The 12,592-nt window shown below is 70.7% G+C and carries 13 protein-coding genes; 4 read left to right on the top strand and 9 right to left on the bottom strand.

The window, feature by feature from the left end:
* The first annotated feature begins 32 nt into the window (after nucleotides 1-32).
* On the top strand, nucleotides 33-1,340 hold the full coding sequence (locus tag OIC96_RS28935) for an LCP family protein (RefSeq protein ID WP_330305039.1): 1,308 nt from the start codon (nucleotides 33-35) through the stop codon (nucleotides 1,338-1,340).
* Between the two features lie 30 nt (nucleotides 1,341-1,370).
* On the opposite strand, the gene OIC96_RS28930 is transcribed toward OIC96_RS28935, so the two are convergent.
* The 3 genes from OIC96_RS28930 to OIC96_RS28920 form a co-directional block, all read right to left on the bottom strand.
* A complete protein-coding gene (locus tag OIC96_RS28930; RefSeq protein ID WP_330305040.1) occupies nucleotides 1,371-2,183 on the bottom strand; it encodes a class I SAM-dependent methyltransferase in 813 nt (270 codons plus the stop codon).
* Nucleotides 2,180-2,698 carry a CbrC family protein gene (locus OIC96_RS28925; RefSeq protein WP_330305041.1) on the bottom strand — a complete coding sequence of 173 codons (519 nt, stop codon included), beginning with the start codon at nucleotides 2,696-2,698 and terminating at the stop codon, nucleotides 2,180-2,182. Before OIC96_RS28925 ends, OIC96_RS28930 begins: the two co-directional genes overlap by 4 nt.
* Nucleotides 2,699-2,767: 69 nt before the next feature.
* Nucleotides 2,768-3,130 carry a four-helix bundle copper-binding protein gene (locus OIC96_RS28920; protein WP_330305042.1) on the bottom strand — a complete coding sequence of 121 codons (363 nt, stop codon included), beginning with the start codon at nucleotides 3,128-3,130 and terminating at the stop codon, nucleotides 2,768-2,770.
* Nucleotides 3,131-3,423: 293 nt separating this feature from the next.
* Between OIC96_RS28920 and OIC96_RS28915 the strand changes: the two genes are divergently transcribed.
* Nucleotides 3,424-4,068 carry an HAD family hydrolase gene (locus OIC96_RS28915; RefSeq protein WP_330305043.1) on the top strand — a complete coding sequence of 215 codons (645 nt, stop codon included), beginning with the start codon at nucleotides 3,424-3,426 and terminating at the stop codon, nucleotides 4,066-4,068.
* 141 nt (nucleotides 4,069-4,209) lie between these two features.
* Here OIC96_RS28915 and OIC96_RS28910 read toward each other — a convergent pair whose 3' ends face one another.
* Nucleotides 4,210-5,367: an acyl-CoA dehydrogenase gene (locus OIC96_RS28910; RefSeq protein ID WP_330305044.1), complete on the bottom strand. Its 1,158-nt coding sequence runs from the start codon at nucleotides 5,365-5,367 to the stop codon at nucleotides 4,210-4,212.
* Between the two features lie 200 nt (nucleotides 5,368-5,567).
* Here OIC96_RS28910 and OIC96_RS28905 point away from each other — a divergent pair, with 200 nt between their 5' ends.
* Nucleotides 5,568-6,911 carry a UDP-glucose dehydrogenase family protein gene (locus tag OIC96_RS28905; RefSeq protein WP_330305045.1) on the top strand — a complete coding sequence of 448 codons (1,344 nt, stop codon included), beginning with the start codon at nucleotides 5,568-5,570 and terminating at the stop codon, nucleotides 6,909-6,911.
* 192 nt (nucleotides 6,912-7,103) lie between these two features.
* Here OIC96_RS28905 and OIC96_RS28900 read toward each other — a convergent pair whose 3' ends face one another.
* On the bottom strand, nucleotides 7,104-7,604 hold the full coding sequence (locus OIC96_RS28900; protein WP_330305046.1) for a CGNR zinc finger domain-containing protein: 501 nt from the start codon (nucleotides 7,602-7,604) through the stop codon (nucleotides 7,104-7,106).
* A 90-nt stretch (nucleotides 7,605-7,694) separates the two neighbouring features.
* On the opposite strand from OIC96_RS28900, the gene OIC96_RS28895 reads away from it, so the two are divergent.
* Nucleotides 7,695-8,054, top strand: coding sequence for a VOC family protein (locus OIC96_RS28895; protein ID WP_330305047.1), 360 nt, complete (start codon nucleotides 7,695-7,697; stop codon nucleotides 8,052-8,054).
* Nucleotides 8,055-8,165: 111 nt separating this feature from the next.
* Here the strand turns inward: OIC96_RS28895 and OIC96_RS28890 are convergent, their stop codons facing one another.
* The 4 genes from OIC96_RS28890 to OIC96_RS28875 all read right to left on the bottom strand — a co-directional run bounded on the left by OIC96_RS28890 (nucleotide 8,166) and on the right by OIC96_RS28875 (nucleotide 12,385).
* On the bottom strand, nucleotides 8,166-9,356 hold the full coding sequence (locus tag OIC96_RS28890; RefSeq protein WP_330305048.1) for a dipeptidase: 1,191 nt from the start codon (nucleotides 9,354-9,356) through the stop codon (nucleotides 8,166-8,168).
* 157 nt (nucleotides 9,357-9,513) lie between these two features.
* Nucleotides 9,514-10,692, bottom strand: coding sequence for a dipeptidase (locus OIC96_RS28885; protein ID WP_330305049.1), 1,179 nt, complete (start codon nucleotides 10,690-10,692; stop codon nucleotides 9,514-9,516).
* A 5-nt stretch (nucleotides 10,693-10,697) separates the two neighbouring features.
* Entirely contained in the window at nucleotides 10,698-11,222 is a 525-nt protein-coding gene (gene purE / locus OIC96_RS28880; protein ID WP_327429231.1) for a 5-(carboxyamino)imidazole ribonucleotide mutase, read from the bottom strand.
* Nucleotides 11,219-12,385, bottom strand: coding sequence for a 5-(carboxyamino)imidazole ribonucleotide synthase (locus OIC96_RS28875; protein WP_406501711.1), 1,167 nt, complete (start codon nucleotides 12,383-12,385; stop codon nucleotides 11,219-11,221). Before OIC96_RS28875 ends, purE begins: the two co-directional genes overlap by 4 nt.
* Nucleotides 12,386-12,592 lie beyond the last annotated feature (207 nt).

Below are 12,592 nucleotides of genomic sequence, written 5' to 3'. Positions count from 1 at the left end.
GGCGCACAGTGGTGCCCTGCACACTGGTCGGCATGAACGATTGGCCCGACGGGTGGTCCGGAGACAACCGCAGCAACGGCGGCAACGGCGGCAACCGCTACGGACGCGGCAGCGCAGGCGCACAGCCTGAGGGCGCCCGCGTCATGCGGCAGGTCCGGCGTGGTCCGGCGGCGCCCGCTCCGGGCGGCCCGGCCGCGCCGCCGTCGTACGGCGGGGTGCCCCAGCAGCCGACGTACGACGGGCAGGGGTACGACGACCAGTACGACTCCGGCTACAACACGGGCCAGGTGTACGGGTCCCCGAACGGGCCCGGCGGTCCGCAGGGCCCCGGCGGTGGCGGCTCGCGCGGCCCGCGCCCCGCGCCGAACTGGCGGCGCCGGATCAAGTGGACCGCGATCACGCTGGTCACGCTGCTGGTCGTGGTGTCCGTGAGCACGTACTTCTGGGCGGACTCCAAGCTCCACCGTGACGTGGATCTCTCGACGGTCATCGACCGGCCCGACGCGGGCGAGGGCACGAACTATCTGATCGTCGGTTCCGACAGCCGCGCCGGCATGTCCGCCGCGGAGAAGAAGAAGCTGCACACCGGGTCCGCCGAGGGCAAGCGCACGGACTCGATGATGATCCTGCACACCGGCGACAACGGCTCGACCCTCATCTCGCTGCCCCGCGACTCGAACGTGACGATTCCCACGTACAAGGGATCCACGTCCGGCAAGACCTTCCAGGGCACGGGCCGCCAGGTGAAGCTGAACGCGGCGTACGCGGAGGACGGGCCGACGCTGCTGGTCCGCACCATCGAGGCCAACACCGGTCTGCACATAGACCACTACGTGGAGATCGGCTTCGCCGGCTTCGCGAGCATCGTCGACGCGGTCGGTGGCGTGGAGATGAACCTCGACCAGGGCTTCAAGGACAAGTACTCGGGCGCGGACTTCAAGAAGGGCAAGCAGACCCTCAACGGCGAGCAGGCCCTCGCCTTCGTCCGCACGCGGCACGCCTTCGCGGCGTCGGACCTCCAGCGCACGAAGAACCAGCAGAAGTTCCTGGCGGCCCTGGCGCACCAGGTCGCGACGCCGGGCACGATCCTGAACCCCTTCAAGCTGTACCCGACGATGGGTGCGGGCCTGGACTCGCTCACCGTCGACAAGGACATGAGCCTGTGGGACCTGGCCGACATGTTCTGGGCGATGAAGGGCGTGACCGGCGGCGACGGCACGTCCATGAACATGCCGGTCTCCGGCTCCACGGGCGGCAACCTCGTCTGGGACAAGGCCAAGGTGAAGACGCTGGTGAACGAGTTGCAGAACGACGAGAAGGTGACGGTGAGCGGCAACTGACGCCGTCACCGCCACCTGGGCGGCCCGCGCCTACGCCCGCGCGTGGGCGAGCAGCGCGACATGGGGGAGGGCCAGCCGCCCTCCCCCATCCGCGAACTCGCCGCTCAACCGCTCGTACTCCTGCCTGATCCGTACGACCGTCTCCGGTTCCTGCGAGGTGACGACGAGGCCGATGGTGGCGACGCCGGCCGCGGCGCCGCCCCACCACTCCTCGACGGTGGCGCGGTGGTCCCACTCCAGTTCGGTGGATTCCACCGCGGTGAACGCGGCTTCCTCCAGCAGCTCCGCGAGCCCTTCCGGCGTCCGGGCGAAGTCCTCGGCCGGGTCGCGCCGGGGCAGACCGGCCGGCGGTACGGCCCCGCCCGCCTCGCAGGCCCGCACGAGCAGGTCCTGCCCGGCGCCGCGCCGGGCGCTCCACAGAGTCAGCACAAGGCGGCTGCCGGGGCGCAGTACGCGGCGCAGTTCGGCGAGCGCGGCGCGCGGGCGGCCGACATGGTTGAGGACGAAGTTGGCGACGACGGCATCGAACTCACCGTCGGCGAAGGGAAGTTCCGGCAGGGCGGCGAGGCGGGCATCGACACCGGCGGCACGCGCGGCCGCCACCATCCCCGCGTCGGCGTCCACAGCACGGACGCGCGCCCCGCGCCGCCGCGCCGCCATGGCCGCCGTCCCCGTCCCGGTGCCGGCATCGAGGAGGTACGTCCCCGCCGTCACCTCCGCCGCGTCGAGCAGCGCCCCCACCGGGTACGCACACAGCCGCGCGAAGCTTGCCGCGTAGGCCTCTGCCCGCCCGTCCCACATGGTCCGCTCAATGGCGTCGAAGGTCTCCGCCGGGCGCCTCATGTGAAGTCCGCGTAGGCCAGGTGCCGTGCACAGTGACGGCAGCGGAAGAGGTAGGCCGTGGGCTGGCCGTCGGCGTCCAGAACGGACAGGAACTCCTCACCGAAGTCCGCGGCCAGGGCCTCCAGTGCGTCCGGGTGCGGCGTCAGTTCGCGGATCCCGGCACGGCCGAGGAAGACGGCAGCGTCCTCGCAGTGAGTCAGCCACCGCTCCTGCTGCCAGCCACCGAAGCCCGGGGTGCGCTGCTCGACGGTGCGCACGACATCCGCCGGCACGCGGCCGTCCACCTCGGTGAACTGCGCCTCGTAGCGCGCGGCGGCGCTGCCGTCCGCGAGGCACCACGGGCACAGCGCATGGCTGAGGCCGGCGACGGCGTACACCGGTCCCGCGTACACGTAACCGCGTGGCTGCCCACAGCACGCGCAGCGCGTCCGCGACGGCACCAGCGAGCCCGTGGCCAACGGGTCGGGGTGGTACGGGAAGTAGGGCAGGGGCGGCGGGGCGGCGGGGTCGGTCACGGCTCCACCCTGCCCTACAACGGATCAAGGACACCCGGGAGGGTGTCCTTGAAGCCGGTCAGGCAGGTGTCACATCCGTGCGCCCGCCATCGTGCGGCACATCTCCGCGCAGCGGCGACAGGACTCGGCGCAGCGCATCATCTGGGGATCGTCCGGCATGGACATACACGCCTCGGCGCACATGTCGCACGCCTTGGCGCACAGGACGCACATCTCGGCCGACATGGGCGACCTGCGCATCATCATGTCGGCACACATGCGGGTCATCTCGGAGCAGTCCATGAGTGCGCGCATGATCTGCATCTGGGCCTGTCCGCCCATCTGCATGCACGAGCTCATGGTCTCCTCGCACACGGTGTGGCAGGACATGCACGCCTCGACGCAGTCCTGCATCTCCTTGGTCATGGCGTTCATGGTTCCGTGCTGCTGCATGGCTCCTCCTCGTGGTGGTGGGGCCCGGGTCGGGCCCGGGGTGCCCTTCCGTCGTACGCCTGCCGACCGTCCCGCGCCATCGGGCAGACGTGAACAATCCGCTACGAATGCCTCACCACCGAAGGGACAAAAGCTTCCATAATCTCCCTGGGGGGTGGGGTGCCAATACGCCGATCGGTACGTACGGGCCGACGCGTCGGGGTCGAGTCGGGGTCAGGGCGGAGTCAGGGGCGGGGGCGGGCAACCGCGCCCTGGCCGGTGGCCCGCCGGGGGCGGATGTCAGGGTGTTCCCCATGACGATCCCCCTGCCCCCGGAACCGCCGTCCGGTAGACCGCCCTTCGACGCGGTGCTCTGTGACGTCGACAATGTGATCCGGATCTACGACCCGGCCCCCGTGTCCGCGCTGGAACAAGCCGCCGGACTGGCCGCGGGCACCGTCATGAAGGTGGCGTTCGCGCCGGAGACGGTACTGCCGCTGCTGGTCGGCCGCATCACGCCGGATGAGTGGGCGGAGTCGGTCGCGCGCGGCCTGACCGGGCTCGTGTCCCAGGTGACGGCCCGGGAACTCGGCACGGCGCTCGCCCGCTCCCCCTTCCGGGCCGACGGGACGGTCGTGGCCCTGCTGCGCGGGGCCCGCACCCAGGGGCTCCGCCTGGTCCTCGTCTCCAACGCCAGCGTCCAGCTGGAGGAGGACCTGGAGGTGCTGGGGCTGACGGACCTCGCCGACGACGTCGTCAGCAGCGCGCGCGTCGGGATCGCCAAGCCCGACCGGCGCATCTTCGAGATCGCCGTCGAACGGGCCGGGGTCCCCGCCGAGCGGTGCCTCTTCGTGGACGACACCATCGAGAACGTGGAGGCGGCGGCCGGGCTCGGCATGCGAGCGGTCCACTACCGCGAACCGGAGGACCTGCGGCGGGCGCTGGCCGGCGGCCTGTGACCGCGCACGTCAGCCGCGGGGTGCGGGATCCCAGCCGGTCGCCGCGGCCCAGATGGTGACCGCCCCTCATTTCGCCGCGCGCAAAAGAAGAGAGGCACCCTTTCGGGTGCCTCTCACCTGAGCCTGCTGCCGGAATCGCGGTTACGGCAGGTTGCGGGCCATGACGATGCGCTGGACCTGGTTCGTGCCCTCATAGATCTGCGTGATCTTGGCGTCGCGCATCATGCGCTCGACCGGGTAGTCACGGGTGTAGCCGTAGCCGCCCAGCAGCTGGACCGCGTCCGTCGTGACCTCCATGGCGACGTCCGAGGCGAAGCACTTGGCCGCCGCGCCCTGGAAGGTGAGGTCCGCGTCGCCGCGCTGCGACTTGGCCGCGGCCGCGTACGTGAGCTGGCGGGCGGCCTCGATCTTCATGGCCATGTCGGCGAGCATGAACTGGATGCCCTGGAAGTCGGCGATCGGCTTGCCGAACTGCTTGCGCTCCTGGACGTATCCCTTGGCGTAGTCGAGGGCTCCCTGGGCGATGCCGAGGGCCTGGGCCGCGATCGTGATGCGGGTGTGGTCCAGGGTCTTCATGGCGGTGGCGAAGCCGGTGCCTTCGTCGCCGATCATGCGGTCGGCCGGGATGCGGACGTTGTCGAGGTAGACCTCGCGCGTCGGGCTGCCCTTGATGCCGAGCTTCTTCTCCGGGGCGCCGAAGGAGACACCCTCGTCCGACTTCTCGACCACGAAGGCCGAGATGCCCTTGGAGCGCTTGGTGGGGTCCGTGACCGCCATCACCGTGTAGTACTCGGACTCGCCGGCGTTGGTGATCCAGCGCTTCACGCCGTTGAGGACGTAGAAGTCGCCGTCGCGGACCGCCTTCGTCTTCATGCCCGCCGCGTCCGAACCCGCGTCCGGCTCGGAGAGGCAGTACGAGAACATGCCGTCGCCCTTGGCGAGCGGGGTCATGTACTTCTTCTTCAGGGCCTCGGAGCCGGACAGGATGACCGGGAGCGAGCCCAGCTTGTTCACCGCCGGGATCAGGGAGGAGGACGCGCAGACCCGCGCCACCTCTTCGATCACGATGACCGTGGCCAGCGCGTCGGCGCCCGCGCCGCCGTACTCCTCGGGTACGTGCACCGCGTGCAGGTCGGAGGTGACCAGCGCGTCCAGGGCCTCCTGGGGGAAACGGGCTTCCTCGTCCACCGCTGCGGCGTACGGCGCGATTTTCGCCTCGGCCAGCGAGCGGATCGCGTCCCGGAGCATGTCGTGCTCCTCGGACGGGCGGTACAGGTCGAAATCAGCCGATCCGGCCAAGGTCTCTCACGCTCCAAGGATGCTGTGATGGTGGCGCTAACTACCGTTAAGTAACCCAAATTTTAGGGGCCCGCCCACGGGAGTGATACGTGAGCTTGGCGACAGAGGGAAAACAAGGGGAGATCTGCCCCATGAGGGGGCCCCGCACGCCCCGACTATGCTCGGGCAGCGCACCTCTGCCGTATACCCCAGGAGCATCCATGGCCCTCAAGATCACCGTGATCGGCACCGGCTACCTCGGCGCCACGCACGCCGCGGCCATGGCCGAGCTCGGTTTCGAGGTCCTCGGGCTGGATGTCGTGGAAGAGAAGATCGACATGCTGCGGCGGGGCGAAGTACCGATGTACGAGCCCGGGCTCGAGGAGCTGCTGCGCAAGCATGTCGCGGGGATCGAGGGGTCCACCGGGCGGCTCCGGTTCACCATGGACTGGGCCGAGGTCGGGGAATTCGGCGACGTCCACTTCGTCTGTGTGAACACGCCGCAGAAGCACGGTGAGTACGCGGCCGACATGTCGTACGTCGATGCCGCCTTCGAATCGCTCGCGCCGCATCTGCGCGGGGCCGCCCTCGTCGTCGGCAAGTCCACCGTGCCCGTCGGCTCCGCGGAGCGGCTGGCCGCGCGGCTCGCCGAACTCGCGCCCGCCGGTGAGGACGCCGAGCTCGCCTGGAACCCGGAGTTCCTGCGCGAGGGCTTCGCCGTGAACGACACGCTGCACCCCGACCGGATCGTGGTGGGTGTGCGCAGCGAGCGGGCGGAGAAACTGCTGCGCGAGGTGTACACAACGCCGGTCGCCGCGGGCTCGCCGTTCGTGGTGACCGACTTCCCGACCGCCGAACTGGTGAAGACCTCCGCGAACTCCTTCCTCGCCACCAAGATCTCCTTCATCAACGCGATGGCCGAGGTCTGCGAGGCCGCCGGCGGCGATGTCGCCAAGCTGGCCGAGGCCATCGGGCACGACGAGCGGATCGGGAAGAAGTTCCTGCGGGCCGGGATCGGCTTCGGCGGTGGCTGTCTGCCCAAGGACATCCGCGCCTTCATGGCCCGTGCCGGTGAGCTCGGTGCCGACCAGGCGCTCACCTTCCTGCGCGAGATCGACTCCATCAACATGCGCCAGCGCGGCCAGATGGTGGAGATGGCCCGGGAGGCGCTGGGGGGCGGGTCCTTCCTCGGCAAGCGGGTCGCCGTACTCGGCGCGACCTTCAAGCCCGACTCGGACGACGTCCGGGACTCGCCCGCGCTGAACGTCGCCGGGCAGATCCACCTCCAGGGCGGCCAGGTCACCGTCTACGACCCGAAGGGCATGGCGAACGCCAAGCGACTCTTCCCGACGCTCGGGTACGCCGACTCCGCCGTCGAGGCCGTGCGCGGCGCCGACGTCGTACTGCATCTGACGGAGTGGCGTGAGTTCCGTGAGCTGGACCCGGCGGCGCTCGGCGAGGCGGTCACGGCCCGGGTGGTGCTCGACGGGCGCAACGCCCTCGACCCCGAGGTGTGGCGCCGGGCCGGGTGGACGTACCGGGCGATGGGGCGGCCGACCGCCTAGGACTTTCAGGACGACGCCGGTCCGGCCGATCGCCCAGGACTTTCAGGACGACGCCGGTCCGGACGGTCACCTGAGACTTTCAGGACGACGCCGGTCCGGCCGAGGCTCAGTCGGCCGGACCGGCGTCTGTTGCATTCTGCACCACGCTGCTGTGCATCGAGTGGTGTCCGCCCGACTCCCCGCGCCCGAACGCTACTTGGCGCGGTATCGGCGCATCTTCGCGCGCGCCCCGCACACCGACATCGAGCACCAGCGGCCCCTGCCCGCCGGGGAGCGGTCGTAGTACGCCCCGTGGCAGTCAGGAGCCTCGCAGGCCTTCAGGCGCGGCCAGGTGCCGTCGACTAGGGACTCGGCGATCGCCACCGCGACGCGGGAGGCGAGGGGTGCGGAGCCGGCGAGGGCGAACCCCGCGCCGCCGTCGCGTTCGTCGACCGTGATGTGCAGGGGTGCCCGGGCCAGCAGCTCACCGAGGGGGACGACGGTCCGGTGCGCCGGGTGGCCCGCGTGCGCCAGGCAGACCACGCGCAGCGACTCGCGCAGCTCGCGTGCCGCCTCCGCCTCGCCCTGCGCCAGGCCGAAGCGGGCCAGCCCCTCGGCCGTGTCCAGGGAGTCGGCGCCCGATCCGAGGTCGAGGGTGTTCACCAGGGACTGGATCAGGGCCAGGCCGCCGGGTGCGGGCGCGCGGTCATTCATGGTTGCGACGTTACCTCTTGTGCGGGAGCATGCAGTAACCGTTACCCCTTACAGGGTTCTACAGGTAACCCATCTTCCCTAGGAGGAGTCATGGCTCTCGCCAAGCTGGGTGTCGTCGTCCTGGACTGTCCCGACCCGGGTGCGCTCGCCGGGTTCTACGCCGAGGTGCTGGGCGGCACGGTCCAGGGCGAGGGCGACTGGGTCGACCTCGACGTGCCCGGCGGTCAGCCGCTGGCGTTCCAGGCCGCGCCCGGTCACGTACCGCCGAAGTGGCCCGCGCCCGACGACTCGCAGCAGTTCCATCTGGACCTGACCGTCGACGACCTGGACGCGGCGGAGAAGGGCGTGCTGGCGCTCGGCGCGAAGCCGCTGGACGCCGGGGACCGGTCGCGGTCCTGGCGTGTGTACACCGACCCGGCGGGGCATCCGTTCTGTCTGTGCGCCTGCTGATCCTGCTGGGACTTCCAGGTGTACGCCGATCCGGCGGGGCATCCGTCCTGCCGCTGCCGGATCGAGCACCCCTGAGAGACGGGTGGATCGAGCACCCGTGAAAGACGGGTGTCAGCCGTCGAGTTCCGCGATCTTCGCCGATGACGGTGCGCGGCGCTGCTGGGCGGCGCGGGCCGTGAAGTCCGCGCTGCGCAGGACCCGTTGGACATTGCCCCAGGTGAGCAGGGCGAGGTCGGTCTCGGACCAGCCGCGGGAGAAGAGCTCGGCGATCAGGTTCGGGTAGCAGGACGCGTCGGCGAGGTCCTGCGGGTGGGCGGCTCCGGAGTCGTACGTCCCCGAGAGGCCGACGCACTCCGGCCCGGCGAGGGCGCGGACGTGGTCGAGGTGATCGGCGACGTCCCGTACGGACGGGCCCGTCTGCTCGGCCGTGAGCGGGACGAGGCACAGGCCCTTGGCCGCGCCCAGTTCGACGAGGACGTCGTCGGGGAGGTTGGCCGGGTGGGGGCGCAGCGCGCGGGCCGCGGAGCGGGTGAAGAGGACCGGGGCCTTGGAGGCGACGAAGGCGCGGCTGATGGTGGCTTCCGAGGTGCCGGAGAGGTCGGCGAGCACGCCGAGGCGGTTCATCTCGCGCAGCACCTCCTCACCGAACCGGGTCAGGCCCGCCTCGCTCGCCCAGGAGGCGCCCGCGAGGGTCAGGACGCGCAGGCCGAGCGCGTGCAGGCCGCGCAGAATGCCGAGCGAGTCGCCGAGCGCGGACGCTCCGGCGGGGCCGAGCACGACGGCGACACGGCCGCAGTTGCGGGCGTCGGTGACCGCGGAGGCGCTGCGCGTCATACGCAGGCCCTCGGGGTGCGCCTGGACCACCGTCGTCACGAGGTCCAGCTGCTCCAGGGTCGCGCCGACGGCCCGGTCCCCGGCGAGGCCCTCGGGCAGGTGCAACGACCAGAACAGCGCGCCCACATGGCCTTCCCTCATCCGGGGGACGTCCGTGTCCACAGCGCTCTCGCCCAGCTCCAGGTCGAACCAGGGCAGATGGCGCAACGCCCAGGGCAGACCGCTGTAGCCGTCGGCGACGGGGTGGCCGGCGAGGAAGGCGTGGGCCCGCTCCAGCGGGTCGGCAGCGGCGTCGGGCTCGGCGCTCTCAGGGAGCTCGGGGGACCTGGGGAGCTCAGAGGGCTTGGGGAGCTCGGGGAGCTCGGGGAGCCCGGGGGAAAGCTGTTCGGCCTCCGGCCAGACGGCAGCGGGCTGGTCGAGCTCTCCCACCTCCGCGGTGGTTTTCAGTTCGTCCTGCAGTTCTGCCATGACGGGACTCCGTGGGGTGGACGGTGATCGATCGCAGTACCGTCACCGTGGCACGGAGCCCGGGGGGCTTCCTGGTGGGTGGGGCGTTCGGGGGTACGTCCCACGGGTGCACCCCCGGGTACGTCGCACGGGTACGCCCCACCCACCAGCGGGGATGTCAGCCGTCCAGCTGCTCCAGCGTCGCGTTGGACGGGGCACGCCGCGCCTGGAGGTCGCGGGCCACGTCCTCGGCCGCGCCCAGCACCCGTACCGCGTTCTGCCAGGTCAGCTTGGCGAGGTCGGCCTTCGACCAGCCGCGGCCGTACAGCTCGGCGATGAGGTTCGGGTAGCCGGAGACGTCGTCCAGGCCGTCCGGGGTGAACGCCGTGCCGTCGTAGTCGCCGCCGACGCCGAGGTGGTCGATGCCGGCGACCTCGCGCATGTGGTCGAGGTGGTCGGCGACCGTCGAGACCGTGGCGACGGGGCGCGGGTGGGACTCCTCGAAGACGCGGTGGACCTTCATGCCCTCGGGGGTGGTGTCGAGGTGGTGGAAGCCGTTCGCCCGCATGTTGTCGTCGGCCGCGGCCGTCCAGTCGACCGCCGCCTGGAGGACGAACTTCGGCACGAACGTCACCATCGCCACTCCCCCGTTGGCGGGCAGCCGCTCCAGGACGTCGTCCGGGATGTTGCGCGGGTGGTCGCAGACCGCGCGCGCGGAGGAGTGCGAGAAGATCACCGGCGCACTGGTCGTGTCGAGCGCGTCCCGCATGGTCGTCGCCGCGACGTGCGAGAGGTCCACGAGCATGCCCTCGCGGTTCATCTCCCGTACGACCTCACGGCCGAAGGCCGTCAGGCCGCCCACGGCGGGGACGTCCGTCGCCGAGTCCGCCCACGCGATGTTGTCGTTGTGGGTGAGGGTCATGTAGCGGACGCCCAGGGCGTACAACCCCCGCAGCGCGGCGAGGGAGTTGTCGATGGAGTGGCCGCCCTCCGCGCCCATGAGCGAGGCGATACGGCCCTCCGCCCGCGCCGCCTCCATGTCGGCCGCCGTCAGCGCGGCGCGCAGGTCCGACGGGTAGCGGTCGATCAACTGCCGTACGCAGTCGATCTGTTCGAGCGTCGCGGTGACCGCGCCGGGCAGGTCCGAGCGGACGTACACCGACCAGTACTGGGCGCCGACCCCGCCCGCGCGCAGGCGGGCCAGGTCCGTGTGCAGGTGCGCGCTCTGGTCGGTGGCGATGTCGCGGGCGCCGAGGTCGTAGCCGACCTGCTGGCGCAGCGCCCAGGGGAGGTCGTTGTGGCCGTCGACGACGGGGAACTCGGCGAGGAGCGCACGGGCCTGGTCGAGAGACGACATGCGCGTCACTTCCCGAAGCCGAAGCCGCCGGCCGCGCCCTCGACCTTGGCGCGCAGCCGCTTGCCCTTCTCGGTGGCCTGGTCGTTCAGTTCCTGCTGGAACTCCCGCATCCGGCCGAGGAGTTCCTCGTCGTGCGTGGCGAGGATCCGGGCGGCCAGCAGGCCAGCGTTGCGCGCACCGCCGACCGAGACGGTCGCGACCGGGACACCCGCCGGCATCTGCACGATCGACAGAAGGCTGTCCATACCGTCGAGGTACTTCAGCGGGACCGGTACGCCGATCACGGGCAGCGGGGTCACGGACGCGAGCATGCCGGGCAGGTGGGCGGCGCCCCCGGCCCCCGCGATGATCGCCTTGAGCCCGCGCTCGGCGGCCTGCTCGCCGTACGCGATCATCTCGTGCGGCATGCGGTGCGCGGAGACGACGTCGACCTCGTACTCGATCTCGAACTCGTCGAGGGCCTGGGCGGCCGCTTCCATGACGGGCCAGTCGGAGTCCGACCCCATGACGATGCCTACAACGGGGCTCATTCGGTGATCGTGCCTCTCAGGTAGCCGGCTGCGTGGTGGGCACGCTCAAGGACGTCGTCCAAGTCGTCGCCGTAGGTGTTGACGTGGCCGACCTTACGGCCGTGCTTCACGTCCTTGCCGTACATGTGGATCTTCAGCTGGGGGTCGCGGGCCATGCAGTGCAGGTACGCGGAGTACATGTCCGGGTAGTCGCCGCCGAGGACGTTCGCCATGACCGTCCACTTGGCGCGCGGGCGCGGGTCGCCGAGAGGGAGGTCGAGGACCGCGCGGACGTGGTTGGCGAACTGGGAGGTGATCGCGCCGTCCTGGGTCCAGTGGCCCGAGTTGTGCGGGCGCATGGCCAGTTCGTTGACGAGGATGCGGCCGTCGCGGGTTTCGAAGAGCTCCACGGCCAGGTGGCCGACGACTCCGAGTTCCTTCGCGATGCGCAGGGCGAGTTCCTCCGCCCGCAGCGCCAGCCCGTCCGCTATTCCGGGGGCCGGGGCGATGACCGTGTCGCAGACGCCGTCGACCTGCCGGGACTCGACGACGGGGTACGCGACCGCCTGGCCGTGCGGGGAGCGGACGACGTTCGCCGCGAGTTCCCGTACGAAGTCGACCTTCTCCTCGGCGAGGACGGCGACGCCCGCGCGGAAGGGTTCGGCCAGGGCCGCGTCGTCGGCGGAACGGATGAACCACACGCCCTTGCCGTCGTAGCCGCCGCGGACGGTCTTGAGGATGACGGGGAAGCCGTCGCCCTCGTCGCCTTCCGCGAGGCCCTCGGCCGCGAACGCCACGACGTCGTCGGCGTCGCTCACGATGCGGTGCCTCGGGCACGGCACGCCGATCTCGTCGAGCTTCGCCCGCATCACGCCCTTGTCCTGGGCGTGCACGAGTGCGTCGGGCCCTGGGCGGACGGGGATGCCGTCCGCCTCCAGGGCACGCAGGTGCTCGGTGGGTACGTGTTCGTGATCAAAGGTGATCACATCGCAGCCCCTCGCGAAGTCACGCAGCGTGTCGAGGTCGCGATAGTCGCCGATGACGACATCGCTGACGACCTGCGCCGCGGAATCCTGAGGGGTGTCACTGAGGAGCTTGAACTTGATGCCGAGCGGGATGCCCGCCTCGTGTGTCATACGAGCGAGCTGGCCCCCGCCGACCATGCCGACTACCGGGAACGTCACGCACCAAGAGTATCGGCCGCGCCACGGTGGCCGGTTTCCGCTCCGGTAAACCGGTCTTTCAGCGCCGGTAAGCCGGTCTTCCCGCGCCGGTGACCGCAGCTTTTCTTTGCCAGTGACCGCATCTTTTCTTACCTGTGAGCCCGTGCACAGGCATCGGCGAAGCCCGCTGGTTAGCATTGCTGCGTTGACGTACGTGACGTGAACGAC

The sequence above is a fragment of the Streptomyces sp. NBC_00775 genome, from assembly GCF_036347135.1.
GTDB classification, from domain to species: domain Bacteria; phylum Actinomycetota; class Actinomycetes; order Streptomycetales; family Streptomycetaceae; genus Streptomyces; species Streptomyces lutosisoli.
Note: the sequence above shows the minus strand (reverse complement) of the source record. Positions and strands in the feature narration are given on the sequence as shown.

Excerpts from the sequence above, each read along its gene's own strand:
- OIC96_RS28885 (WP_330305049.1), bottom strand. The coding sequence starts at position 10,692 with ATGTCGTCTCTCGACCAGGCCCGTGCGCTCCTCGCCGAGTTCCCCGTC.
- OIC96_RS28920 (WP_330305042.1), bottom strand. The coding sequence starts at position 3,130 with ATGCAGCAGCACGGAACCATGAACGCCATGACCAAGGAGATGCAGGAC.
- OIC96_RS28890 (WP_330305048.1), bottom strand. The coding sequence starts at position 9,356 with ATGGCAGAACTGCAGGACGAACTGAAAACCACCGCGGAGGTGGGAGAG.
- OIC96_RS28905 (WP_330305045.1), top strand. The coding sequence starts at position 5,568 with ATGGCCCTCAAGATCACCGTGATCGGCACCGGCTACCTCGGCGCCACG.
- OIC96_RS28900 (WP_330305046.1), bottom strand. The coding sequence starts at position 7,604 with ATGAATGACCGCGCGCCCGCACCCGGCGGCCTGGCCCTGATCCAGTCC.
- OIC96_RS28935 (WP_330305039.1), top strand. The coding sequence starts at position 33 with ATGAACGATTGGCCCGACGGGTGGTCCGGAGACAACCGCAGCAACGGC.
- purE (WP_327429231.1), bottom strand. The coding sequence starts at position 11,222 with ATGAGCCCCGTTGTAGGCATCGTCATGGGGTCGGACTCCGACTGGCCC.
- OIC96_RS28895 (WP_330305047.1), top strand. The coding sequence starts at position 7,695 with ATGGCTCTCGCCAAGCTGGGTGTCGTCGTCCTGGACTGTCCCGACCCG.
- OIC96_RS28930 (WP_330305040.1), bottom strand. The coding sequence starts at position 2,183 with ATGAGGCGCCCGGCGGAGACCTTCGACGCCATTGAGCGGACCATGTGG.
- OIC96_RS28915 (WP_330305043.1), top strand. The coding sequence starts at position 3,424 with ATGACGATCCCCCTGCCCCCGGAACCGCCGTCCGGTAGACCGCCCTTC.